Origin of the sequence: Phyllobacterium sp. 21LDTY02-6, from assembly GCF_023554255.2 — a bacterium.
Classification (GTDB): Bacteria; Pseudomonadota; Alphaproteobacteria; order Rhizobiales; family Rhizobiaceae; genus Phyllobacterium.
Genome location: NZ_JAMJWD020000005.1, coordinates 265,028 through 288,641 on the forward strand (window position 1 = coordinate 265,028; position 23,614 = coordinate 288,641).

A 23,614-nucleotide genomic window follows, 5' to 3' on the forward strand; every position below is an offset into this window, starting at 1 on the left:
ATGCGCGATGATAACCAAATTCTCGTACCGGTCGATGATCTGCGGCGACGCGTCTTGGCGGCTTTGTCGGATGCGGGAGCCAGTGAGGAATCGACTTCAGCCGCCGTACGGGCGCTGATGCATGCCTCCATGGTCGGAGTGGACAGTCACGGCGTCCGGCTTGTCGAACATTATTGCCGTATGCTGGCAAAGGGACGGTTAAACAAGCAACCGCAATTATCCGTAAGGCGTACCGCCGCAGGCAGCGCAATGGTCCACGGCGACGATGGACTTGGACATTATGCAGCCTACAAGGCTGTAGAGGTCGGATTGGATATAGCGCGAGAAAGCGGCGTGGCAGCAGTCGGTATCGAGCATTCCTCGCATCTGGGCGCAGCCGGCGCTTACGCCATGGCGGGCGCAGAGGAAGGATTTATTACCTTCGCGACGACCAATACCGACGCAATGGTGAGCCTGTTCGACGGTGCACAACGCTTCCATGGAACCAACCCTTTGGCCTTTGCCGCGCCAGTCCCGGATAGCCGGCCATGGCTGCTTGATATGGCGACGTCGTCGATACCGATGAACCGTGTCCTATTGCATCGCTCGCTTCTCACCCCACTTCCATCCGGAGTAGCGGCCGACCAGGGCGGGTTGGCCACCACCGACCCGTTCAAGGTAGAAATGCTTCTGCCACTCGGCGGCGAAGAATATGGCTACAAGGGAGCCGGTCTGGCTGGAGTGGCCACGCTATTCTCCGCACTTCTAACCGGCACGACCCTCGATCCTGATTTTATACCCATGTACGGCACGGATAACATGCATCAACCACGCAATATGGGGCACTTCGTTCTCGTTGTAGATCCCGAGAAGTTTGTTGGTGCCACATTATTTGCCCAAGCCATGGCGGGATATCTCGCTTCTCTAAGGGGCGCTGCTCGCCGGCAAGGTGGCGGGCCTGTTATGGCGCCAGGGGACAGGGAGTGGGCGGAGGCCGACCGTAGGGCGGCGGAAGGTATTCCGATTGACCCGGATACTGCGCGATTCCTCAGCTATTAGAGAAGGGCTGTCGCGCATCATCCCGCCGCAGATGGGTAACCAGGTGAACTGGAACGGTTGTTGTTCCGTTTCCGATGCGCCGCAATGAGCATCGTGGCTGGCCCGGAGAATGGCTCATGATTTCGGTTCCGGCACGTCTTTGAGAGAAAACCGGATCAGCATGTCGTGCCTATAGGTCTCGCCTGCCGTGAGAACTGTGGATGGGAAAGCGCTGACATTGGGGCTATTGGGAAAGCCCTGCGTCTCGAGGGCAAAGCCGGCATATCGATCGTAATGCGCTCCACCCTTTCCTGTGGCAGGGAAAGCACCGAAATGGTTCGCCGTGTAAAATTGCAGGCCCGGCTGGTTAGTATGAATGGCGATGGCGCGCCCCGATACCGGATCCCATGCCTCGACACTGGGCTCGTCTTCTGCGCATTCGTCAAGGCAGAAATTGTGATCATATCCACCTCCCGGCCATGCGTCTTCAATGCGATCTCCAATTGGATGTAAAGTGCGGAAGTTGAAGGGCGTGCCGCTGACAGGCCGCATGGTCCCCAATGGAATCTTATCCGCATCGACTGGCGTATAATATCCGGCTGCGATCCGAAGATGTTGGCCCAATACAGAGCCTGAATCATGGCCCGTCAGGTTCCAGTAGCCGTGATGGACGAGATTGACGATGGTGTTCCGGTCGCTGCTGGCCCGAATATGGATTCCAAGATCACCGCGGGTGTCCAGCGCATAGGTAACGCTTGCCGTCATATGGCCTGGATAGCCCTCATCGCCATGGGGACTGTCCAGCTCAAATCGTACGGCATGGCCGGAGGCATCCGGCACGGCTCTCCAGACACGTTTGCCAAAGCCGTTCGGGCCACCATGGAGATGGTGCGCACCATCATTGCAGGCAAGCTGGTAATCGACACCGTCCAGCGTGAATTGACCGGCGGCAAGACGATTGGCATGGCGACCACAGACTGCGCCAGCATTGCCGCGATTGGTCACATATGCGTCTGGCTGATCGTAGCCGAGAACGATATCCGCCTCGCATCCTTTCCTGTCGGGCCGCCAGAGCTGATTGAGCACCGCACCATAGCTGAAGAGACGAACGCGCGTATCTCCACGCGCAATATCAAAGCCTTCTATGGGCTGACCATCGACAGAGCCAGCCAGGAAAGTGGTGAACGCCATGAACGCTCCTATTCCGCAAAGGTTTCGTCACGTCCACGCCGTATAGCGGGCAGAGCCACTAGCGCCACGAGCACCACGCAGATCACAAGGATACCAGCGCTGATTGGGCTGGTGAGCAGCACGGTGCTGTCACCCCGCGATAGAAGCAATGCTCTGCGCAGATATTCTTCCATCATTGAGCCAAGGATGAGCGCCAGCATCATCGGTGCCGGTTCTGCGCCTATCTTGCGCAGCAGATATCCAGCCACGCCGAACAACGCCATCAGATAGACGTCGAAGCTCGCATTGCTGACAGTAAACACACCGATGGCACAGAAGCCCAGAATGATCGGGTAAAGCAGATGATACGGCATAGAAACGAGTTTTACCCAGAAGCCAATCAGCGGCAGGTTGAGGATGATAAGGAACAGGTTGCCCACCCACATGGACACGATCAGCCCCCAGAACAACGCTGGCTGGTCGGTCATGACGGTTGGTCCGGGCTGAATGCCCTGTATCAACATGGCGCCGATCATCAGGGCCATGACCGGATTGGAGGGTATGCCAAGAGTGAGCATGGGGATGAAGGCGGATTGAGCGCCGGCATTATTGGCAGCTTCCGGTGCCGCGACACCCTCGATGGCTCCCTTGCCGAATTCTTCGGGATGGTGGGACATTTTCTTTTCGGCTGCATAGGCCGCGAAAGAGGCTAGGTTGGCCCCGCCACCGGGCAGCACGCCAAGGATGGAACCCAATCCGGTGCCACGCAGGATGGGCCAGAAGATCCGTTTCCAATCTTCCCGCGTCGGCAGGCTGCCCGAAACCGATTTGAGAGAAATGCTCCTGTCCAGTTTCTCTTCGAGATTGGCGATGATCTCTCCAATTCCGAAAAGACCCATGGCAATGGCGACGAACTCGAGGCCGTCATAAAGTTCCGGCACATCGAATGTGTAGCGGGCAACACCAGAATTGATATCGGTGCCCACGAAACCAAGCAGCAGACCAATAAGGATCATGCCCAACGCATGGAGTAGTGATCCATTGGCTAGCACCACGGAAGCGATGAGGCCCAGCACCATAAGAGAGAAGAAATCCGCCGGCTGGAAGTTGAACGCGACCTGAGCCAGAAAGGGGGCAAAGAGCGCAATGACCAGAGTGGCAATGGTGCCCGCGATGAACGAGCCAATGGCCGCTGTGGCCAGTGCCTTGCCGGCCTGGCCATTGCGCGCCATCTGGTAACCGTCGAGCGTGGTGACCACCGAACTGGTTTCGCCCGGCAGATTGACCAGAATAGCCGTGGTCGAACCGCCATATTGAGCACCATAGAAAATGCCCGCCAGCATGATCAGCGATGTTTCAGGCGGCAGACCGAAGGTCAGTGGAAGTAACATGGCGATGGTGGCGACTGGGCCAAGGCCGGGCAGAACGCCAATTGCAGTGCCAAGGAAAACCCCGACAAAGCAATACACCAGGTTCAAGGGGGTCATTGCCGTGACAAGGCCCAAACCGAGATTGGCCAACATATCCATTTACTGCCTCACCGAAACCAGGAGCCGAGAATAGGAATGGGCAGGCCGAGGCCGTAGGTGAACAGGGCCGCGCAAGCCAGAGTGAAGGCGATCACCCCCAACGCAGTCCGCCATTCCAGGCTGAACCTGTCGCTGGCAAGCGCCCCGAGGACGAGCAGCAATGGCATCGTCATGGCAAGACCCGCCCGTTCAATCAGAAAGCCGAAGGCGAGGACGCCCCCGGTGATCAACGCAATGGCCTTCCAGGCAATTGGGCCGACAGCCTCGCCGGTCGTTGTGACGCTGCGAACGAAAGAAATCACCGCGAAAATCAACAGCAGGCAGGAAATGTAGAACGGAAAGAATCCTGGGCCCATATTGGCCGCGCTACCGATCACATAATCCCGGCCATAGAAAAGACCCGCCCCGCCCACCACGAGGTAGAGCAGCCCCATCCAGAAATCTTTCGGATTGCACACGAATGAGGGCATGGTCGAAATCCTTGGTTTATTAGCCCGTGCGCCCGTAAAGCTGACGGAACGTGCCGACATCGGCGAGGGAGCGGTCCCGCAGGATCGCGGTGTCCGACGCGGAATTGACCATGGCATAACCGGCATCGAACAATTCCTGCCAGGAACGTTGCAGGGGAACGGTGCCCATGGGAATGCCAGAGTCCAGAATCTTGCGCTCGGCAAGTTCGAAATAGGGCACGACTTCTGGATGATGACGGTCTGCCAGATGACCGGCGGAGCCGGTCAGATCCATGGCGCCGATGAACACGACATCGATGCCCTCGACCTTGAGAATCTCGTCAAGATTTTCCACCGCCTTGACCGTCTCGATCTGCAAGACGACCAGAAGGCGCTCGGAAGCCGTAAGCTGATAATCCTTGATCATCCCATAATGGGAGGACCTGCTGCCAGCCCAGCCAGCGCCTCTTATACCGGAGGGCACGTAGCGGCAGGCTGCCACGGCGGCCCGGGCTTCTTCTGCAGTATCGACGGAGGGGATCATGATTCCTTCTGCTCCAGCATCGAGCGCCCGCTTGATCATCACATGATCGTTCCATGGCACGCGAACGATAGCGGTGGCCGGGTTGTTGGCCATAGCCTGAAGCTGGCCGATCAGACTGAGATTGTCGCCCACGCCATGCTCCTGATCGATCAGGAGGTAATCATAGCCCGCGAGGCTCAGTAACTCGGTGACGACTGGACTTCCCGAGGACGTCCAGCAGCCGAGAACTTTTTCGCCGGCCACGAGGCGGGCCTTCATGGAATTATCTCTATAGGTCATCTCATCTCTTTCAATGCGCACAATTGCGGATGCCTCAAGGCTTGGAGCCTGCGACGATACCTGCCTTCGCAATCAGATCCCCGAACACTGCATGGTCCTGGCGGCGACGCTCTTCGAGCTGCGCCAGCGTCTGCTGACCGGGCTGTAGCCCAAGCGTTGCAAAACGCTCGATCACCTTGGGCAATTGCACATAGCGGTTCATCATTTCGTTCAACTGCTGGCAGATTTCGGGCGGCGTCCCCTTCGGCACGGCAACACCGTGCCACGAACGGATGGCCCAGTCGGGAAGACCAGCTTCCGTTGTCGAGGGGACATCAGGCAGGGATGGCCAGCGGCTTTCCCCAAGCGTGGCAAGGCCGCGCAATTCACCGCGTGTATGATAGCCGGCATCACCCATGGAGAAATTGACCTGCGTCTCACCCTTGAGCGTGGACTGAATGGCATCTGCCGCGCCGCGATAGGGGATGTGGGTCATTTCAATACCGGTGCGCTGCTTAAAATATTCACCACACAGATGTGTGAGCGAACCCTGTCCGTTGGAGGCAAAGTTCAGCACACCCGGATTGGCCTTGCCATAAGCGATCAGCTCTTCAAGCGTATTGGCCGGAACCGAGGGATGGACCGACATAGTATTGAACTGGTCGCCAGCAAATCCCACCGGCGTAAGGTCGGCTAGCGGGTCGTAACGCACATTACCAAGGAACGGTGTCACCGCATAGAAAGTGTTGCTAACCGCCAGCAGCATGTAGCCGTCGGCGCGTGCGCGGGAGACCATGTCGCCGGCAATGCCACCACCACCACCCGGACGATAGTCCACCACCACGGTCTGCCCGGTTTCCTTGGTTATCTCGTCACCAAAGCTGCGCGCGATGAGATCGCTGGTGCCGCCGGGATTATAGCCGACAATGAATGTGATATTGCCGCTCGGATAGCCGGATTGGGCGAAAGCGTCAGGTATTCGTGGCAGCACGAGGCCAGAAGCCGCTGCGCCGATGAAATGCCGGCGTGACAGTTTAAATTGGGTCATGACGATCTCCTCCCGATATACGCCATTCCGCCGGCTTGATACGAGCGCCGGACTTGTAGTTTCACGGATGTATGCGCATTCATTTGCCTTGTCAACCTTGTATGGAAATGCAATATCAGTCGCAGCTATGCCTCAAAGCGGATGACACAGGCCTGATAGATGACCAAAGCCATTGAAGAGCCAACAATGCCTCGATCACCCCGCGCCGTTGACGTCGCCAAGGTTGCCGGGGTGTCGCAGGCGACCGTCTCCCGGACGTTTAACGAGCCGGACAAGGTTCAGCCTCACATCAGGCAAAGAGTACTGGCGGCCGCTGAAAGCCTTGGCTGGCTGCCGCACGGAGCAGGAAGCGCACTGGCGCGACGCCGCAGTCTGATCGCAGGCGCATTGATCCCGACTCTGGCAAATGGCATATTTGCCACCCATGTCGCCGCTCTGCAGGAAGTGTTTTCCGATGCTGGAATCAACCTGATCGTGTCGGTATCCAATCACGACCCCGCGCAAGCAATGCGCAGTACCCAGGCCATGCTGGCCCGCGGGGTAGAAGCCATAACCGTGGTTGGGGAAGATTTCGGCGATCCCATCTTCGATTTAATGGCGGCACGCCGTGTACCCTATGTCATCACTCATGGCTTCAATGCCAATAGTCGTCACCCCACAATCGGCATCGACAATTTCAAGACTTTTCAAGAAATTACGAATTATCTCCTGTCGTTGGGCCACACAACCGTCGGCATGATCGCTCCACCTCAAGCGAATAATGCGAGGGTCGAGGCCCGGGTCGGCGGGGTCCGCGACGCATTGGCGGCTGCAGGGCTGGGCATGCGACCAAAGCACTTCATCGAGGGGCCTTGGAGCATTCAGTTCGGTCGGGACAGTCTTGCGGCTATCCTGGCCGCCGGAAGCCCGACGCCAACTGCAATCATCTGTGGTAACGACCAGATCGCCTTCGGTGTGTTGACCGAGGCCAGAGCACGCGGCATATCCATACCGAACGATCTCTCCATCATCGGTTTTGACGACGATCCCATTGCGCAGCACACCACTCCACCGCTTACCAGCGTGAAAGTGGACCGAGCTTCGATGGGACAAGAGGCGGCGCTATATTTGTTGGCGCGCCTGCGCGGCGAAATGCCCGACCTGCCGCCCCCCATGCAGGCCAAGCTGATAGTACGCGGCTCGACGGCGCCAGCCAAACGCTGAATCTGGAAATAACAACTCTGCGCCAATGCGCATCTTCCGAACATAATAGCGACCAATGTGAATGCGCATACAGCTGCCGTGACAGGTCCAGCGGTCATGACATGCCGCACGCAAAGGCCGGAGACATGACTGCACCCGACCCGCCGAGCTCAAACTTCTCCCAAAATCACCCTGCCAAACGGGCGCCATCCAGACATGACAACACCCATAATTGAACGCTATTCGGTCGGATCGACGTCCCTTTCCCGATCGACTGCCATTTGCCCATATAGCCGGTCTTGCCTGCAAGTCCTTGGGCAAAAGGCAAGGATTAGAGCTCCGGAATATTTTCCCTGAATATTACTTGTATGCGTGGCGGATGATTGTCGAAGGGCTGACCCTTGACGCTGTTTATCAACGCGGCGAGCGCCTCCCGCGCTTCAACGCGCGGGTTTTGATCGATGACGGCATCCATGGTGCCATTCAACAAAAGTCGTTTGGTGTTTTCGGTCAATTCGTGACCGACGAAAATGACAGAATTTGATTTCCCGGAATCGATCAACGCTTGTCCGATGCCCTGATTGCCCGCGCCGAGATTATAGATGCCAGCAAGCTCTGGATGGCGCTCAAGCAAAGCCATGGTTTCCGTATAGGCTTTCTCACGGCTGTCCTCGATCTCCTTGAGTTCGACAATGTCAAGATGTGAGAACTCCTCCGTGATTACACGACGAAAGCCCATTTCACGCTCTTCATGACCACGATAGGAAAGGGATCCGGCAAAAAGTGCGATCTTTTTATCTGCTGACCGGACAAGGAAACGGCCGAGAATATAACCGCCGAGGCGGCCAGCAGCTCGGTTGTCGATGCCGATATAGCCGACGCGCGGCACATGCAGGATGTCAGATGCGATGGTAACGATGTGTGCGCCGGCTTCGGCAAGGGAGCGCATGGCCTCGCGCACGGCCGGGTGATCCAGTGCGATCACGCCAATGCCTTGCGCCTGTCCCTTGAGCGCCTCGAGTGCGCGCGCCAGTGTATCGGGGTTGAAACCTTCGACACTGTGGATTGTAAGCTCGATCTCAGGCTGCAGAGCGGCCTGCTTGACAATCTGGTTGCGCAGATTGGCAATGAAGGTGTTTGTGCCCGCTGGCAAAACGAAATCCAGCCTGATGCGGTGGGCGGGATATGGGCTAGACCGTGTGCTGCCAGGCAGATAGCCAAGGTCCCGGGCGGCTTCGAGCACGATCTGCCGCGTGCGCTCTTTAACGCCTTCACGGTTGTTCAGCACGCGATCGACGGTAGAACTGGAAACTCCCGCTGTCTTAGCAATATCGCTCACCGTCGAACGCAAATCAGACTCCTCATCAAAATGATGGAAAATGATGTATTTCGAATTCCGCAGGATGCAAGCCCGGTCGTGCTAAGGGCATGGGTTTTCCTCGTTAGAATCTAGTGCGCTACGAGATAATTCCATCATAAGACGTCATTGGTTCATAGGCGAGTCGTGGAATTCGGACGAAAATCGGCGCCAGTCATCAATATTGATGATAAATGATGTAAAATGATTGTTAATGGCGTTGACACTGCGATGTTGAGGCTTCAATAATCATCAAGTTGCCAATGGAGGTTGGCTTCTCCTCGAAGGAGGAGGGTCCAGCTTGTCGATCCGTCGATAAGATGTGGACCCTTGGAGTACAGTGGAGGATGCAATGAGGGAAGCGCTGGGCTTTGCTCCTGATCCGCAGTTGCGGGCCAGGGAGTTCAAAATTGGCTGTGTCGGTGCAGGCATGATCATGTCGGAGTGCCATCTTGCGGCCTACAAGATTGCGGGCTTTACCGTCGCGGCAATCGCCTCGCGCACCAAGTCCAAGGCCGAGGCGGTGGCCGCACGCTGGGGTATCGGCATGGTTCACGACACGCCTGAAGCGCTGATCGCCGATGAAGCAATCGAAGTCCTCGACATAGCATATCCGCCGGACCAACAGCCTGCGCTCATTCGCACAGCGCTCGCACAGCCGCACATAAAGGCAATTCTGGCGCAAAAGCCGCTGGCTCTGACGCTTAAGGAAGCCATTGCTCTTCGCGATGAAGCGGAACGGGCTGGTAAAATCCTCTCGGTCAATCAGAACATGCGCTATGACCAGTCGATGCGCGTATTGAAGCAAATTCTCGACAAGGGTGAGCTAGGTGCGCCCGTGATGGCGACGATCGAAATGCGTGCGATCCCTCATTGGCAGACATTTCTCGAAGATTACGATCGCCTGACATTGTCCAATATGAGCGTGCATCATCTCGATGTACTGCGATTTCTGTTCGGTGAGCCAGAAACGATCACCACGCTAACGCGAACTGACCCGCGCACCAGGTTTGAACACAAGGACGGCATTACCGTTTCGACGCTGATGTTCGCAAGTGGCGTCATGGCTGTCTCGATCGAAGATGTCTGGTCGGGGCCGCGCGAAGAGGGCTTCGACAGCGATATTTACATCAAGTGGCGCGTCGAAGGTACGGATGGTGTGGCACAGGGCACGATCGGCTGGCCCGATGGTTCGCCGTCCACGCTGACCTATGTGTCCAGGAAGACGACGAGCGGCAAATGGGTGAGTCCGAAGTGGGAAACAATGTGGTTTCCACATGCCTTCATCGGCGTGATGGAGCAACTGCAATACGCCATTCAGTCGGGCGAACCGCCAGCGCTTTCAGTGGCCGACAATGTGAAGACTGTCGCGCTCATTGAGGCTGGTTATAAGTCGATCGATGAGTGCCGCACGGTCAGATTGTCTGAAATATCAATCAATTGAAGTAAAAGGGGAGGGATTGGATCATGATGCAGGTGGGTATTTTCAGCGGCTATTTTCCTTATTCATTGGAAGAAACGGCCAAAAAAATCCGCGCGCTTGATTTCAATACAGTCCAGCTGGACATGCACTTCAAGGATATTGACCTGAGTGCCGGTCAGATCACCAAGGATAAGTGCATCAAGATCCGCGAGACATTCCGCGATCACAATTTGCCGATATCGTGCATTTCCGGCTATACGAACATCATTCATCCGGACAAGGCTGAGCGCGGGCGGCGCGTCGACTATCTCAAAGAGATCATCCGTCACGCGCAATATCTCGGTACGCCTTACGTGATTTCTGAAACCGGTACCTACAACACGGAATCCGACTGGGTCCACCACCCAAAAAACAAGACCGAAGAAGGCTTTGAGGAATGCCGAAAGGTCATCGCTGACCTGTCGCAGTTCGCCTATGATCACGGCGCGGTATTTCTGCTTGAAACCTATGTGAACAACGTCGTTGGCTCTGTTGAGGAAACGGTCAAGATGTTTGCACAGGTCGATCATCCGGGCCTTGGCCTGTTGATGGATCCGACAAATTATTTCGAGACGCACAATATCGATCGGATGGATGAAATCCTCAATCAGGTCTTTGATACGTTGTCCGACAAGATCAAGATCGGTCATGCCAAGGACGTCAAGCGTTCAGGTGATGACAAAAGCGAAAAACATGCCGATATCGGCGACGCCGACGCGCTTGAAAGCCATACTTTCCGCGGCGTGGGTGAGATCGAACTGCCGGCTCCGGGCCTCGGTTCGCTCAACTATGACCTTTATCTCAAGCGTCTTGCCCAGAAACATCCGAATATTCCGATGATCATTGAACATCTCGATGAGACCGATGTGCCACGTGCGAAGAAATTTCTCGACGGAACGCTGCGCGCGCAAGGACTGTAATACCACGTTGAGCGGGCTGTGTGGCCGATGCGAAGTTCATCCTGGGAGCGCCGGCCGCTTTCGGAATTCAAATGGCCGCACGCTACAGTATTTAAGGTGCCAAAATGGTGAAGCTTTATGGAGAGGTGAGGTCGCGTCGCGACATTGCCGCAAGCAGTGGTTCTTTTGCGCAATTTGCGGGCGTTCGCCTGATGGTGCTCGAAGATGGTTTGGAGCGCGGCATAAGAATGCTGGAATTCCGGTCAGGCACCGGTTTGCGCTTCACCGTGCTGGTTGATCGGGCTTTGGATATTGCCGATTGCGAATACCGTGGCATGGCTATCGGCTGGCATTCTCCGTCCGGTTTCCGCCATCCGGGCCTGCATGAATATGAGGGTGAAGGCGGCCTCGGCTGGATGCGCTCGTTTTCCGGCCTGATGGTCACGTGCGGTCTGGATCACATCCTCTTCATGCATGATGAGTCTGCAGATCACTACAATTACAAGCCGCGCCAGACGATCAAGCATTCCATTCATGGGCGCATCGGCACTATTCCGGCGAAGCTCACCGGCTATGGAGAACGCTGGGACGGCGACGAATGTTATCTCTGGTGCGAGGGCACCGTTACGCAAGGAACCGTCTTTGGCGAACATTTGGAACTGACGCGTCGCATCGAAATCAAGGCGGGCACCAACGATGTCAAGCTGATGGATCGCGTGACCAATAACGGTTTTTATCGCACGCCGCATATGTATTGTTATCACATCAATGTCGGGCATCCCGTTTTGGCCGAAGGCTCGCGCTATCTCGCGCCGATCAATGATGTAGTCTGGGCGGCACATGCCGGAGACGACTACAAAAAGCAGGGTGTTGGCTATCGCACACTGCCGGCGCCGCAGATGCAGTTTCATGAACAGGTCTGGCAGCATGAAATGGGTGCCGATGCCAATGGCGAAGTGCCGGTCGCATTGGTCAATGATCGGCTCGGCATCGGCTTTGAAGTCGTCACCCGCAAGGATCAGTTCGCGTGCATGTATGAGTGGCAAAACTTGCAAGCCGGGCAGTATGCGCTCGGCATAGAGCCCGCGACTAATCATGTGCTGGGGCATGGCGCTGCGCGCGAGCGGGGCGAACTGATCTGGCTCGAACATGGCGAAGAGCGCAATTACCATAGCACGTTCCGCATTCTCGCCGATGCCGCGGAAATTGCGGCGAGCGAAGCCCGAATTCTAGCCATTTGCAAACAGCCTGATGGCGATTTCCCGGTGCCATCAGGCAATCATATTGCCATTGGAGGCCGTTCATGAGCACATCGTCCCCATTTTCCGTCGAAGGCAAGACTATTCTTTATACGGGTGCTGCCGGGGGCCTGGGTCTCGAAACCACGTTGAGTTTTCTCCGCGCAGGTGCTCGGGTCGTGGCTATCGATCACGATCCTAAAAAGGTCGGCGAGCTCGAAAAAAAGGCCGCGGCACATGGTCTTGCCGGGCTTTCGATCCACACACTTGATCTCGCGGATTTGCGGGCACTTCGACCGGCATTGGAAGCGATTTCAAATGAAATCGGTGGATTCGATGTCGTGATCAACAATGCCGCGATTTATCCGTCGAAGCCGTTTGAGCACTATACGCTTGAGGAAATGCAGAAGGTGCAACACATCAATGTCGATGCAGGCATTGTTTGCGTTCAGGTGGCGCTGTCGCATATGCGGGACAAGGGATGGGGGCGGATCATCAACATTGCCAGTGTTACTGCCTATGGCGGCTGGGCGCTTCTCTCGCCTTACGTGCAGTCGAAGGGCGCGCTGATCGGACTTGCCCGCGCATGGGCACGCGAGTTCGGTGCTTATGGCATTACCGTCAACGCAATCTCTCCAGGTGCATTTCCAACGGATGCTGAAAAAATCCATCCTGATCCAGAAGCCTATACAAATTTCGTGCTGGAGCATCAGGCAATTAAGCGTCGCGGATCGTTCAGGGATATAGCCTCGGCCCTGATGTTCCTCGCGTCGGATGATGCCGGGTTTATCACCGGCCAGACCTTGAATGTCGATGGTGGATGGGTAATGCATTAAGCAGACATGATGCACTGGAGGAATGCGTGAGGAATCTGTATCTGGCGGTTGGCTCACTTAACCGCGAAGCGCCTTATTTTCAGGGGGCGCGTGGCGAAGGTCTTTCCGTCTATGCATTCGATACAACGACAGGACATGCGTCACATGTTTGTGCCACGTCGTCCGTCGATAATCCGACTTTTCTGAGTGTTGCCGCAGATTCAGGCGTCATTTACGCGAATTCCGAAGTGTTCGGCTGGCACGAAGGAGCGGTTAGCGCCTATCGCTTCGATGCTCGAAGTCGTGAGCTGGTTTATCTCAACAAGCAAAGCACACAGGGCAGTATAAGCGCACACAATACCGTGACCCGTGACGGACAGTTTGTGCTGGTCGCCAATTATGGGATGGGATCGGGTGGACCGGACCAGTCGCTTGTTTCGCTGCCAGTACGAGGCAACGGAAGCCTCGCTCCTGCTGCAAGCAGTGTTCGTCACGCGGGCACCCTGGGGCCTGCGACTGACCGGCAGGAACGCAGCCACCCGCATTGCGTGGTTGAAACGCCGGAAGGCGGCATATTCTTGTCAGCGGATCTTGGTCTCGACGAAGTCATCGCCTATCGGCTGGATGGCGCGGGTGCTTTCACGCGGCTGGGCAGTGTTGCGACGGCACCCGGTGCTGGGCCGCGCCATATCGCGCAGCATTCCAATGGGCGGTTCGTTTATGTCTCCAACGAACTGAATTCGACCGTCTCTCTGATTGAGCGTGCCGGCGAGCACATGCGTCTTGTTCAGACCCTGCCGACGGTGCCGGCGGGCTTTGAGTCGCATGGTGCGGATATTCACCTCTCGCCAGATGGCCGTTTCCTTTATTGTTCCAACCGTGGCCACGACACGATCGCAGCTTTTCGTGTGGACCAGGAGAATGGAAGCTTGGTTGAGATCGGTTACAGCTTTACGGGTGGTGCAACACCGCGTAATTTTACGCTGACGCCGGACGGCAACTGGCTTCTGGTCGCGAACCAGAATGCAGATTGCATTGTGATCTTCGCAATCGACAAGGAGACAGGCAATTTGACCGATACGGGTAAACGCATCGAAATTGGTACTCCCGTCTGTGTCAGGCCGTTCCATCTGTGAACGTTGAAACGTCATCACCCCGGAAACGACGCCGCAAAGGCTCTGGCGTCACTATGGCGGATGTGGCTGCTGCCGCAGGCGTTTCCATGCAAACCGTCTCGCGGGCATTGCGGTTTCCAGATTCCGTGACGCTTGAAAAGCAGAAGCTCATTCAAGCTGCTATCGAGAAAACGCATTACATTCACAATCTCGCGGCGAGTCACCTTGCATCGCATAAGAGCAATACGGTCGCGGCGATCATACCCACTCTGTCCGCGTCTGTTTTTGCCGACACCATCCAGCACTTCTCCGAAGTGCTGCATCAGGCTGGTTATCAGATATTCCTCGGCAATACCGATTATCGGCTTGAGCGCGAGGAAGAGATCATTCGCAGCCTCCTCGGCCGCCGGCCGGATGGCGTTTTCCTGATTGGCACACACCATAGCAAACGCAGCGTCGCATTGCTCAAACGCGCCGAAATTCCTGTTGTTGAAGGGTGGGATTTTACCGATAAACCAATCGATCGGTTGGTCGGGTTTTCCAATGCGGCGGCGATCACCGAAATGGTACGTCATCTGATCAACGCAGGTCGACGTTATATTGTGTTTGCTGGTGTTGTTCGAAAAGGTGATAGCCGTGCTGTTGAGCGCAGAGCTGCATTCAAGGCGGCGATGGAGCAGCAGTTTCCGGACGAGAAGCCACGCATCACGGTAGCGGTTGAAATGCCGATTGCCGTAGCTTCAGGGATCGATCTTCTGCGAAAAGCGCTGGCCCAATATCCGGAAGCCGATGCTGTCATGTTCTCGAGCGATGTCCTGGCGTCCGGTGCATTGCTGGAGACGCAGCGCATCGGAATCAAGGTTCCACAGCGGCTTGCCATTACCGGGTTTGGTGATTTTGAACTGTCGCGTCATCTGCTGCCACCGTTGACGACAGTAGCGGTGCCTTCGGCGGAAATTGGCCGGCAGGCGGGCAAGCTTTTACTGGAAGCCATGCGCGGCGAGACGTCAACGACCAGGATCGTCGACGTCGGTTTCGAGTTGAAGATCAGAGCAAGCGGCTAAATGCTCATCCGGTGCTCGAAGTCAGTCAGCACTTCGCAGCCAATCTCGGTTACATGCAGCATGAATTCGAGCCGCACACCGCCAATGTCCGGATCGAAGGAGGTCGGTTCCACCATCACAACCATATCCTTCTTGAATCTTTCGGTTTCATAGCTCACGAGTCGCGGCCATTCATGCACAGATGTGCCGATGGAGTGCCCGGAGTGATGGGCATAGCCATAGCCCTGCGCCGCAATATGCGCCTGAAGTTTTTGATCCAGTTCACCGATACCAAGGCCAGGACGGACGATTTCTATCGCCAGATCAAGCGCTGATTTTACGGCGTTGAACTGTTTCTCGAACCCTACGCTTGCTTTACCCAGCATTACCGATGCGCAACTGTCGCCCCAATAGCCTTTGACGCGTGGCGCGAGATCGCAAATGAGCGGGTCGCCGGTCGCGATGACCCGGTTTGTCGGCCAACCCATGAATGCCGATGTGCGTTCCTTGCCCGATATGAAGTCCCCGGCGAGTGGGAGGCGTTCGCCGGCGCTGGTTTCCATGGCGAGCCGTACGTCTGCAAATATCTCCAGCTCGCTGCGGCCTGGCTTGCCGTGTTCGATCAATGCGCGTTGCCCGGCGGAAGCGGTCAATGCGGCCTCACGTAACAACGTGATCTCGGTTGCTGTTTTGACCATGCGCTGGCGCTTGAAGGCATCGTCAAGCGAGACATGCCGCTGCGTGCTGACGAGCGGCAATAGGGACATCGGGAAGCTGTTCTGCTCTATTCCAATCGTCCCGCCGACACCCAATCTGGTGCAAAGCTCTTGCGTCGCATTGCAGTAGTTCGCGAAAATGTCCGTCGGCTCTTTGTATGAGAAACCTTCATATGTGAGAATCATATCTGCCCAGCTTGGCGTTTCCGCCTCGAGATTGGTGACAACAAGCCCGCATTCGCCGTGCTTACCAACGAGAGCGATGGCTGGTCCACCGGCAAAGGGCGATGGTCCCGTTTCAATGGAAACGATATGGCCCGAGGCATAGGCGATGCCATCAGGACTGGTGAAAAGTCCCCAATCGGCACCGGATGCTTTGATGGCTTCAATCGTGCGTGCGAGCCTCTCGTCCAACTGCATTTCCTTCAGATCAGATTGCGGATATGGCGGTCTCGGCCATAGACCGCGACCAGGAGCAGGATCAATACGCCAAGGGCCGACTGTACCATGGCATCCGAAAAGCCCAGCCCAATGAGAAATGTACGTAGTTCCATCAGCATGATTGCGCCTGCCACTGTTCCGACAAAGCCGCCGCGACCGCCGACAAGTGCAGTTCCACCGATCACGACTGCTGAGACAGTCTGGAAGAGGTAGGGCGTGCCGACAGTAGCGCTCGAGGAGCCGGTGAAGCCGAGCAATAGAATGCCAGCAAGGGCCGCAAATACAGCGCTCAAACCAAAGGTTATCGCCCATATTGCAGCCGGTCTGATCAGTGCAAGTTCGGCAGCTTTTATGTTTGAACCCAGTGCATAAAGCTTGCGGCCATAGATCGTGCGCTGCAAGACAAAGACGGTTCCAAGGGTAAGGAGAATCGTGAAGGGAATGAGCCACGGAAATGGCAAAGGCCCGATATTGCCTCCCAGCGATACGAAATCATTGATGAATGGCGGTGCAGACCCGGTAGGCAATCCGCGTGTCCAGAGCTGAACCCCGGCTTGAACCATCGTCCCGACGCCAAGCGTAACAATCAGCGGATGAATGGAAAGCGCAGCCGATAATGCACCGGAAACAGCACCGATCAATGCCGCCGATACCAACACGATCATGCCGGCCGCAAGCGGCGGCATTCCATCGCCATAGAGGCTTGCGAAGACGACATTGGCAAAGCCTATGACAAAGGGAATGGAAAGGTCGATGCCTCCAAGGATCATCACCAGCGTCTGACCAAGCGCTGCAATTGCCAGTAGTGCAGCCAGTACCAGCATGGCACGGATGGAAAACAAACTGGCAAAGCCCGGAATGATGGCCGCTCCCAACAGGAAGACCAGTATCACCCCGATGAAGGCAACCAGTGCCCGATTTGTCGCAAGTACCTTGATCATGATTGGGCCGCCTTGCGCCAAAGAAGTGGTTTCAGTTGTTCGGAGTTGAGGCACACCGCAAGAACGAGGACGGCGCCATAGACTGCCTGAAGCACGAAGGTAGAGACATTGAAGGCCGTCAGCATGCTTTGCAGCAGGAAAATATCCGCAGCACCCAGAAATGCGGCCGTGAGTCCGCCAACGCCACCTGCAAGGCTGACGCCGCCAAGCGCAACCGCAGCGATGGCAATCAGCGTGTAGCCAGGTCCGATCATAGGATCGCCCGAACCGATGAGGGCGGTGAGCGACAATGCTGCAAGCCCTGCAAATAATCCAGCCAGCACATAGGCCATGAAACGGACGAACGGAACATTGACGCCGGCGGTGTAGGCAGCGCGATCCTCACTACCGACGGCCATGAGTGTCTCATAAAAAGGCAGGCGTTTGATAGCGATCCATATCAAGACCGCCGTGCCTACCGGCAGGATAGACCAGGGCCCAGCAAGGGATGCCAGCCATGCAGGTACAGAACCCGATGGCGAAGGCAGGATGGTTAGCGCCAGCCCGCCAAAGATAAGATAGGTGCCAAGGGTCGCGACAATCGGCTGGATACGGATGATTGCGGCCAGAACACCGTTCAGCGCACCCGCAAGAACCCCGATTGCGATTGCGGCAGGGACAATGATGAAGGGTGATGAGACGTCGCTTCCTGTAATCAGTATCTGGACCAGGATGACATTGACCAAGCCGACAAGCGGACCCACAGAGATGTCGATCGAGCCGCGTCCGGCAAGAAATGGTATCGTGATAGCAAGCGAGGTCAGCAGCATTGGTGCTGCCAATCCCAGCACCGAGCCCCAGTTCGAAGGTGCGAAGCGCAGCGGGTTGAGCACGATATTGATGACAAGCAGAATGACGAAGAGAGTTGCGGCCAGCCATGTTTCCCGGCGGCCAGAGTACATGCGCGGCAAGCCGCTTTTGCTGTCGGATGCTATCATAGCTGAATCTCATTCTGTCCGAACATGGCTGCAAGAACGCCCGACATCGACATTTCGGATTTGCCGATGGTTCTCGAGCATTCAAAATCGCGAAACACTGAGACAGTGTCACAGATCTGCAGGATTTCTTCGATTTCGCTCGATAGGATGACGAGCGCGATACCTTCTTCACGGGCAAGCTCGCGGAAGGATTCGTAGAACTTCATGCGTGTATTGAGGTCAACGCCGCGCGTTGGATCATTGAGCAGCATCAAACGCGGTTTGAGTGCCAGAAGTCGGGCAAGCAGAACCTTCTGCTGATTGCCACCGCTTAGTGCCGTGATCGGCGCGTCCATTGCCGGATAGCGGATCGACAGAAATTCGGTATAGCGCCGAAGCTCTTCTTTCTGTTTGCGACGATTGAGAATGCCGGCCCACGAGAAGCGCGGCATGGAAGGCATGCCGAAATTGTCGAGCACGGACAGCGCTGGGAAAATGCCGGTCGCGCGCCGATCGCGCGGCAAATAGACCACCCCGCACTTGGCCGCAGCGTGATGATTGTGATAGCTGTTACGCTCACCTGACCGAGCAATTACTTCTATCGTGGACTGACGGGGCCGAACGAGTCCAGCAAGTGCCAGCAGAAACTGCTCCTGGCCATGGCCCTCCAGGCCTGCAAGGCCGGTAATTTCGCCTGCGCGTATGGTGCCCGACAAAGCCCTGCGTCCCGGTGCAAGAACCAGATTCTCATAGGAAAGGATGATTTGATCACTCGACATCGAGGTGAGCCTCCGGTGCCATGAGTTTCAGAAGTATCTGGCTGTTGATTTGCTGCCTGTCGAGCGTATCGACAACGTGTCCGCTGCGTAGCACGGTAACCTTATCAGAAAGGCGCTTCACTTCTTCGAGTCGATGCGAAATGAAGATCACGATGTTGCCGGAAGCCGCATAATCCTCGATTGCTTCAAAGACGAGATCGCGATCTGCATAGTCGAGTGCGGCCGTGGCTTCGTCGAGAAGCAGGATCGACGGGCGATTGATGAGAGCGCGAGCAATTACCACAAGCTGCTGTGCAGCAAGTGACAGGCCGCCGGCAGCTGCATGAAGGTCGATAGGAAAGCGCGCGATCTTGGACAGGACTGCATCGGCAGCCGTCTCACGTCCCGATTTACTGACTTTGCGGGTGACGAGCCCGTCAAATCCGAGAAAGATGTTCTCGACCACCGAACGATGTGGAGCGATAAGGACTTCCTGGAACACTGTTGCAAGGCCCAGTGCTTTCATATCGGCAGGCGATTTGCCAGAGACGGTGTGATCATCGAGCACGACACGTCCATGGGTAGGTGCGACTACTCCCGACAATATCTTGAGCATGGTGCTCTTGCCTGACCCGTTTTCACCCAGGATCGTATGAACGCCATGGCTGAAAGTCACATTGGCATTTGTGAGCGCTACCGTTTCGCCATATCGTTTTTCGAGATTTTCGACACGGAGCGTCCTGACGGGAGCGTGCGCGATATTGGGCAGTCCCGCTTCGGCAAGCAGCCTGTGTATGCTGGAAGTGCCCAGCGTCGAATGCTCAGACTCTGGCATCGAAGTGCCTTTCTGCATGCGACAAGCCAAAGCGGTTGCCAATTGATTTGGTAACGGTGTCGTCCGGCAAGCGGTTACTTGGCGCAGGAAGCTGGAACTTTGGCAAAATCATAAAGCGCTGTCGCGCTTCCGTTCGAAAAGTAGCCATTCAAGAGTTCTTCTGGAAATGGATCCTGCGGCGGAATCGGGAAGATGGCTGCGGAATCCGGCTTCATGCAGTCCTTGTACCAGGTCGGAAGATCGGCCTGCGTAATCGTCGGCATAGGTGCAATGATGGTGTTGACGAGCGGTTTCTGACCTTCAAGAACCCGCAAGGCGACCCGGAAGGCATTCTGTGCCGCGACATGCGGTGAAACTTCACCACCGTAGAACTTGAACGTGTCCCGGTTGGCATTCCAATAGCCAAGGGCATCGCCTGAAATGGAACCTGCAATCAGAGGCAGCGGACGACCAGCCTGCTGGAAGGCTTCCGCAATGAAACGAGCTTCGCTGCCCGTTGACCAGACTGCATCAATCTGCTGGGGCGTAGTGGCGAGTGCTTGTAGCACCGCGGATTTCGTTGTGGTGCCGGTCCAATCCCCGCTCACCTTGCGTGCAATCTTCAGGTTGGTGGATTCTTCAACAGCCTTTTCAAGTCCGGCATTTTCCTGCTGCACAAGCGGATGACCGGAAATGCCTTCGACCTGAAGGACGGTGCCGCCATCCTTGAGTGTCGCTGCGATGCCCTTGCCCATCTCATAACCCCAGAGATTCTGGTTATGCATGACATTGATGGCGTTCGGCGTCGTGACGGCCCCAGCCGACGTGATGACTGGAATATTCGCCTTATGGGCGTCGTCAATCACTGCATTGAGTGCAGTGGACGAGCCAGCAATGGTCGTAATGACATTACAGCGTTGTTCTATGAAGGCCCGAATTTGTGAAATCTGCTGCGTGGCATCGCCATTGGAGTCCGAAACAACAAATTCAGACACATCACCAGCCGCGATCGCGTTGTCTACGAGGCGCTTGAGTTCATCATTGAAGGTCACCCGCCATGGATTGCCCATATAGGATTCCGAATGGCACCACCGCCATGGTTTGCTTGGTGCTTTGAAATCAGCATAAGCCGAAGGGCCCACTTCAACCACATCGGTATAAAGCGCCTGAATTTCGGTTGGAAGTGAGCCGAGTAGTGTGGCGCGGTCCTGACTTAGCGCCTGCGTGCTCAATGCGGAAGCCGACAAGATGACGAGCGCAAGTGGTGCCTTCAGACCGAGGCCTGAGCTTAGTTTGGTCATGTGTTCTCCTCCCATGTGAATATGCTATTCACTTGTAAAAATCTTATTCACATACATCACGTTAGGTCAAACGAAAAATGTGAGCGCTAATGCAATTGGTAGTAGTATGACACAAATCATGTTGATCTGCATGTAGAAATGTTAGCGCTCACTCTAGACATGGGCAAAATTTAAGGTAGCTTCTGCGCAAATGGATTTGAGCAGGGAAGTGGAGCTGCCATGGGTATTTTATCAGGCTATCGTGTGCTGGATTGTTCGATTGCTATGGCCGGGCCATTCGCTGCGCAGCGCTTGGGCGATCTTGGCGCTGATGTGGTAAAGGTTGAGCCGACCACGGGAGAATGGCAGCGCCATGTGGCGGCGGGCGGAGCCGAGGGCAGCCGCGTCAACGTCTCGTTTCTGTCGCTCAACCGCAACAAGCGTTCACTCGCGGTTGATCTGAAATCTCCGGATGGGAAACAGGTCCTTTTGGACCTAGTGAAAACTGCCGACGTGTTCTTGCAGAATTATCGCCCAGGCGTCGCAAAGCGCCTGGGCGTTGATTACGAGTCGCTCTCCAAGATCAATCCGGGGCTGATTTACGTTTCGATCTCCGGTTATGGCGAAGATGGTCCTTACGTGCACCGGCCGGGTCAGGATCTCGTTTTGCAGGGCATGTCGGGCGCCATGCTGTCGGCAGGCCGTGAGGCCGAGCCGCCGACAGCTGCAGGGCAATATCTTGTTGATGCGATCACGGCCTACAACGCCTTTGAAGGCGCGCTTGCTGCGCTACTCCATCGCGAGCGCACTGGCGAGGGTCAGTTGGTACAAGTCAATATGCTGGATGCGATCACGACCATTCAGATGCAGGAGCTTTCGGTTTTCACCGTCGGCGGCAAGCCACAGGAACGGTCGGCAGAGCCACACGCCCATGTCTATATCCGTGCCCCCTACGGCGCTTTTGCAACGTCTGATGGCTTCATCATCGTCGCTTTTCCAAAGTTGGAGACGCTGGGCAAGGTCATCGGCGAAGATAGTTTCCTTACCATGAATGACGAGGTCGACACCTGGACGCGACGCGACGAAATCTTTGCCAAGACCCGGGAAAAGCTGAGGACAAAGACTTCCAGCGAATGGCTGGAGCTTCTGCGTGCTGCTGATATCTGGTGCGGCCCCGTCTATGGCTATGCCGATCTCGTTGAAGACGAGCAGATCAAGCACAATGGCACGTTTGTCGAATATGAGCATCCGACCGAGGGCAGGGTGAAGACACCGGGTTTCCCGATCCGTTTCTCCAAAACGCCATCGACAGTGGATCGCGGAGCACCAATCACGGGCCAAGACACGCGCGATGTACTGGCTGAAGCCGGATATGCGGCCGACAAAATCGAAGCGCTGGAGCGATCGGGCGCTATTGTTTCGGGCAGCATCTGAAATGCAGGCGGTTAAAGCGCTCACTTGGGACCATCCGCGCGGCTACAACGCATTGGCTGCGGCAGCAAAATTGCCGATCGTCAATAATTCAGGTTTGGACATCCTTTGGCAAAAGCAGCCACTGGAAGGGTTTGAATCGCACCCGATCGCGGATCTCTGCGCACGCTATGATCTCGTGGTTCTCGATCATCCGCATGTGGGTGAGGCCATTTCCAGCAACTGCCTCCATTCGCTTGAGGAAGTGTTTGGCGCGCAAACAATTGCCGAACTTGGCGAAGTCAGCATCGGCCCATCGCTGACGAGCTATCGCTTTGGGGGTAAGCACTGGGCCCTGCCGCTTGATGCCGCCACGCAGGTTATGGCTCTGCGTCCAGATATTGCAGACGATATTCCGGTCACATGGGATGAAGTGCTTCGCCTTTCGCAAAGAAGCGGAAAGGTAGCACTATCGCTCGCTGGTCCGCATGCCTGTCTGTCATTTCTGTCTATTGCTGCCGCTCATGGGGAACCGCCCGCTGAAGCGGATCCGGACATATTGGTTTCCGAAACTGTCGGACGACAGGTCTATGGCCTGATGGCGGAACTGGCTGCGCGCAGCCCTGCGTCTGTCCGGCAAATGAATCCCATCGGCCTGCTGGGACATATGGGTCAGAATGAGGACGTCGCACTTTGCCCGCTGGTCTATGGCTATGTGAATTATGCGGCTCCGCAAAGTGGACGGACTATCATGTTTCAAAATGCACCGCGCGCCGCCGTTGGCGGGCGTCCTGGTTCGACGTTGGGTGGTACGGGTATTGGTATTTCCCGCCGTTGCAATGTTACGCCGCAACTCAAAAGCCATCTGTTGTGGCTGATGGGCCACGAAGCCCAATCGAGATTTATTCCCGACCATGATGGTCAACCATCGCGCCGCGATGTCTGGCACGATGACCGGGTGAACCGGCAATGGGCCGATTTCTATCGCAATACGGCGGATACGTTGGAGCAGGCCTATGTACGTCCGCGTCATGACGGCTACATCGCTTTTCAGGGCAAGGCTTCGGCGATGTTGAGAGCGGCGTTTGATGAACGCCGCCCTGCACCCGCAGTGCTGAATGAATTGCAATCTCTTTATGCGGCTTCGCGCGTGCGTGGCGGTGAAAGGTAGG

General features: G+C 56.1%; 22 protein-coding genes. 10 read left to right on the plus strand and 12 right to left on the minus strand.

The features are described from left to right. Window positions 1-1,038, plus strand: a complete 1,038-nt coding sequence (locus M8997_RS17965; RefSeq protein WP_250015647.1) for an Ldh family oxidoreductase — start codon at window positions 1-3, stop codon at window positions 1,036-1,038. A gap of 114 nt (window positions 1,039-1,152) precedes the next feature. Here M8997_RS17965 and M8997_RS17970 read toward each other — a convergent pair whose 3' ends face one another. The 5 genes from M8997_RS17970 to M8997_RS17990 are packed head-to-tail and all read right to left on the minus strand — an operon-like array spanning window position 1,153 to window position 6,015. After that, on the minus strand, window positions 1,153-2,208 hold the full coding sequence (locus M8997_RS17970) for an aldose epimerase family protein (protein WP_250015648.1): 1,056 nt from the start codon (window positions 2,206-2,208) through the stop codon (window positions 1,153-1,155). 8 nt (window positions 2,209-2,216) lie between these two features. Next, a complete protein-coding gene (locus M8997_RS17975; protein ID WP_250015649.1) occupies window positions 2,217-3,716 on the minus strand; it encodes a tripartite tricarboxylate transporter permease in 1,500 nt (499 codons plus the stop codon). 8 nt (window positions 3,717-3,724) lie between these two features. After that, the gene (locus tag M8997_RS17980; protein ID WP_250015650.1) at window positions 3,725-4,246 is read right to left on the minus strand and encodes a tripartite tricarboxylate transporter TctB family protein; all 522 of its coding nucleotides are present in this window, start codon (window positions 4,244-4,246) and stop codon (window positions 3,725-3,727) included. Then, complete coding sequence (locus M8997_RS17985) at window positions 4,206-4,988, minus strand: HpcH/HpaI aldolase/citrate lyase family protein (RefSeq protein WP_250015651.1); 783 nt, start codon at window positions 4,986-4,988, stop codon at window positions 4,206-4,208. Before M8997_RS17985 ends, M8997_RS17980 begins: the two co-directional genes overlap by 41 nt. Window positions 4,989-5,022: 34 nt before the next feature. Beyond that, window positions 5,023-6,015 carry a tripartite tricarboxylate transporter substrate binding protein gene (locus M8997_RS17990; protein ID WP_250015652.1) on the minus strand — a complete coding sequence of 331 codons (993 nt, stop codon included), beginning with the start codon at window positions 6,013-6,015 and terminating at the stop codon, window positions 5,023-5,025. 159 nt (window positions 6,016-6,174) lie between these two features. Here M8997_RS17990 and M8997_RS17995 point away from each other — a divergent pair, with 159 nt between their 5' ends. Further along, window positions 6,175-7,218: a substrate-binding domain-containing protein gene (locus tag M8997_RS17995; protein WP_250015653.1), complete on the plus strand. Its 1,044-nt coding sequence runs from the start codon at window positions 6,175-6,177 to the stop codon at window positions 7,216-7,218. A 310-nt stretch (window positions 7,219-7,528) separates the two neighbouring features. Here the strand turns inward: M8997_RS17995 and M8997_RS18000 are convergent, their stop codons facing one another. Beyond that, window positions 7,529-8,548, minus strand: coding sequence for a LacI family DNA-binding transcriptional regulator (locus tag M8997_RS18000; RefSeq protein ID WP_250015654.1), 1,020 nt, complete (start codon window positions 8,546-8,548; stop codon window positions 7,529-7,531). A 358-nt stretch (window positions 8,549-8,906) separates the two neighbouring features. Between M8997_RS18000 and M8997_RS18005 the strand changes: the two genes are divergently transcribed. The 6 genes from M8997_RS18005 (at window position 8,907) to M8997_RS18030 (ending at window position 15,147) form a co-directional block, all read left to right on the plus strand. After that, window positions 8,907-9,998 (plus strand): Gfo/Idh/MocA family protein, encoded by a 1,092-nt coding sequence (locus tag M8997_RS18005; protein ID WP_250015655.1) that lies wholly within the window; start codon window positions 8,907-8,909, stop codon window positions 9,996-9,998. A gap of 23 nt (window positions 9,999-10,021) precedes the next feature. Then, window positions 10,022-10,936, plus strand: a complete 915-nt coding sequence (locus M8997_RS18010) for a sugar phosphate isomerase/epimerase (RefSeq protein WP_250015656.1) — start codon at window positions 10,022-10,024, stop codon at window positions 10,934-10,936. Between the two features lie 104 nt (window positions 10,937-11,040). After that, window positions 11,041-12,222 (plus strand): aldose 1-epimerase family protein, encoded by a 1,182-nt coding sequence (locus tag M8997_RS18015; RefSeq protein ID WP_250015657.1) that lies wholly within the window; start codon window positions 11,041-11,043, stop codon window positions 12,220-12,222. After that, a complete protein-coding gene (locus tag M8997_RS18020) occupies window positions 12,219-12,989 on the plus strand; it encodes an SDR family NAD(P)-dependent oxidoreductase (RefSeq protein ID WP_250015658.1) in 771 nt (256 codons plus the stop codon). The genes M8997_RS18015 and M8997_RS18020 overlap by 4 nt, the downstream gene beginning before the upstream one ends. After that, window positions 12,974-14,104 (plus strand): lactonase family protein, encoded by a 1,131-nt coding sequence (locus M8997_RS18025; RefSeq protein ID WP_250015659.1) that lies wholly within the window; start codon window positions 12,974-12,976, stop codon window positions 14,102-14,104. Before M8997_RS18020 ends, M8997_RS18025 begins: the two co-directional genes overlap by 16 nt. A gap of 53 nt (window positions 14,105-14,157) precedes the next feature. Further along, window positions 14,158-15,147: a LacI family DNA-binding transcriptional regulator gene (locus tag M8997_RS18030; protein ID WP_250015660.1), complete on the plus strand. Its 990-nt coding sequence runs from the start codon at window positions 14,158-14,160 to the stop codon at window positions 15,145-15,147. On the opposite strand, the gene M8997_RS18035 is transcribed toward M8997_RS18030, so the two are convergent. From M8997_RS18035 to M8997_RS18060, 6 genes are read right to left on the minus strand one after another with little or no spacing between them, the layout of a single operon-like run. Further along, a complete protein-coding gene (locus M8997_RS18035) occupies window positions 15,144-16,256 on the minus strand; it encodes a Xaa-Pro peptidase family protein (RefSeq protein WP_250015661.1) in 1,113 nt (370 codons plus the stop codon). The genes M8997_RS18030 and M8997_RS18035 overlap by 4 nt on opposite strands. A gap of 11 nt (window positions 16,257-16,267) precedes the next feature. Next, entirely contained in the window at window positions 16,268-17,224 is a 957-nt protein-coding gene (locus M8997_RS18040) for an ABC transporter permease (RefSeq protein ID WP_250015662.1), read from the minus strand. Then, complete coding sequence (locus M8997_RS18045) at window positions 17,221-18,201, minus strand: ABC transporter permease (protein WP_250015663.1); 981 nt, start codon at window positions 18,199-18,201, stop codon at window positions 17,221-17,223. Before M8997_RS18045 ends, M8997_RS18040 begins: the two co-directional genes overlap by 4 nt. Further along, window positions 18,198-18,959 (minus strand): ATP-binding cassette domain-containing protein, encoded by a 762-nt coding sequence (locus tag M8997_RS18050; RefSeq protein WP_250015664.1) that lies wholly within the window; start codon window positions 18,957-18,959, stop codon window positions 18,198-18,200. The genes M8997_RS18045 and M8997_RS18050 overlap by 4 nt, the downstream gene beginning before the upstream one ends. After that, window positions 18,949-19,791, minus strand: a complete 843-nt coding sequence (locus M8997_RS18055; protein WP_250015665.1) for an ATP-binding cassette domain-containing protein — start codon at window positions 19,789-19,791, stop codon at window positions 18,949-18,951. Before M8997_RS18055 ends, M8997_RS18050 begins: the two co-directional genes overlap by 11 nt. 56 nt (window positions 19,792-19,847) lie before the next feature. Continuing rightward, on the minus strand, window positions 19,848-21,053 hold the full coding sequence (locus tag M8997_RS18060) for a substrate-binding domain-containing protein (RefSeq protein ID WP_250015667.1): 1,206 nt from the start codon (window positions 21,051-21,053) through the stop codon (window positions 19,848-19,850). 219 nt (window positions 21,054-21,272) lie between these two features. Between M8997_RS18060 and M8997_RS18065 the strand changes: the two genes are divergently transcribed. Then, the gene (locus M8997_RS18065) at window positions 21,273-22,466 is read left to right on the plus strand and encodes a CaiB/BaiF CoA-transferase family protein (protein WP_250015669.1); all 1,194 of its coding nucleotides are present in this window, start codon (window positions 21,273-21,275) and stop codon (window positions 22,464-22,466) included. Continuing rightward, complete coding sequence (locus tag M8997_RS18070) at window positions 22,384-23,613, plus strand: carbohydrate ABC transporter substrate-binding protein (RefSeq protein WP_250015671.1); 1,230 nt, start codon at window positions 22,384-22,386, stop codon at window positions 23,611-23,613. The genes M8997_RS18065 and M8997_RS18070 overlap by 83 nt, the downstream gene beginning before the upstream one ends. The last annotated feature ends 1 nt before the right edge of the window (window position 23,614 follow it).

Bases quoted from the DNA above. Each gene is read 5' to 3' on its own strand.
- M8997_RS17975 (WP_250015649.1), bottom strand. From the start codon at position 3,716: ATGGATATGTTGGCCAATCTCGGTTTGGGCCTTGTCACGGCAATGACC.
- M8997_RS18020 (WP_250015658.1), top strand. From the start codon at position 12,219: ATGAGCACATCGTCCCCATTTTCCGTCGAAGGCAAGACTATTCTTTAT.
- M8997_RS17970 (WP_250015648.1), bottom strand. From the start codon at position 2,208: ATGGCGTTCACCACTTTCCTGGCTGGCTCTGTCGATGGTCAGCCCATA.
- M8997_RS18025 (WP_250015659.1), top strand. From the start codon at position 12,974: ATGGGTAATGCATTAAGCAGACATGATGCACTGGAGGAATGCGTGAGG.
- M8997_RS18030 (WP_250015660.1), top strand. From the start codon at position 14,158: ATGGCGGATGTGGCTGCTGCCGCAGGCGTTTCCATGCAAACCGTCTCG.
- M8997_RS17985 (WP_250015651.1), bottom strand. From the start codon at position 4,988: ATGACCTATAGAGATAATTCCATGAAGGCCCGCCTCGTGGCCGGCGAA.
- M8997_RS17980 (WP_250015650.1), bottom strand. From the start codon at position 4,246: ATGTCGGCACGTTCCGTCAGCTTTACGGGCGCACGGGCTAATAAACCA.
- M8997_RS18055 (WP_250015665.1), bottom strand. From the start codon at position 19,791: ATGCAGAAAGGCACTTCGATGCCAGAGTCTGAGCATTCGACGCTGGGC.
- M8997_RS18015 (WP_250015657.1), top strand. From the start codon at position 11,041: ATGGTGAAGCTTTATGGAGAGGTGAGGTCGCGTCGCGACATTGCCGCA.
- M8997_RS18050 (WP_250015664.1), bottom strand. From the start codon at position 18,959: ATGTCGAGTGATCAAATCATCCTTTCCTATGAGAATCTGGTTCTTGCA.
- M8997_RS17965 (WP_250015647.1), top strand. From the start codon at position 1: ATGCGCGATGATAACCAAATTCTCGTACCGGTCGATGATCTGCGGCGA.
- M8997_RS17995 (WP_250015653.1), top strand. From the start codon at position 6,175: ATGACCAAAGCCATTGAAGAGCCAACAATGCCTCGATCACCCCGCGCC.
- M8997_RS18005 (WP_250015655.1), top strand. From the start codon at position 8,907: ATGAGGGAAGCGCTGGGCTTTGCTCCTGATCCGCAGTTGCGGGCCAGG.
- M8997_RS18045 (WP_250015663.1), bottom strand. From the start codon at position 18,201: ATGATAGCATCCGACAGCAAAAGCGGCTTGCCGCGCATGTACTCTGGC.
- M8997_RS17990 (WP_250015652.1), bottom strand. From the start codon at position 6,015: ATGACCCAATTTAAACTGTCACGCCGGCATTTCATCGGCGCAGCGGCT.
- M8997_RS18070 (WP_250015671.1), top strand. From the start codon at position 22,384: ATGTACTGGCTGAAGCCGGATATGCGGCCGACAAAATCGAAGCGCTGG.
- M8997_RS18065 (WP_250015669.1), top strand. From the start codon at position 21,273: ATGGGTATTTTATCAGGCTATCGTGTGCTGGATTGTTCGATTGCTATG.
- M8997_RS18010 (WP_250015656.1), top strand. From the start codon at position 10,022: ATGATGCAGGTGGGTATTTTCAGCGGCTATTTTCCTTATTCATTGGAA.
- M8997_RS18040 (WP_250015662.1), bottom strand. From the start codon at position 17,224: ATGATCAAGGTACTTGCGACAAATCGGGCACTGGTTGCCTTCATCGGG.
- M8997_RS18060 (WP_250015667.1), bottom strand. From the start codon at position 21,053: ATGACCAAACTAAGCTCAGGCCTCGGTCTGAAGGCACCACTTGCGCTC.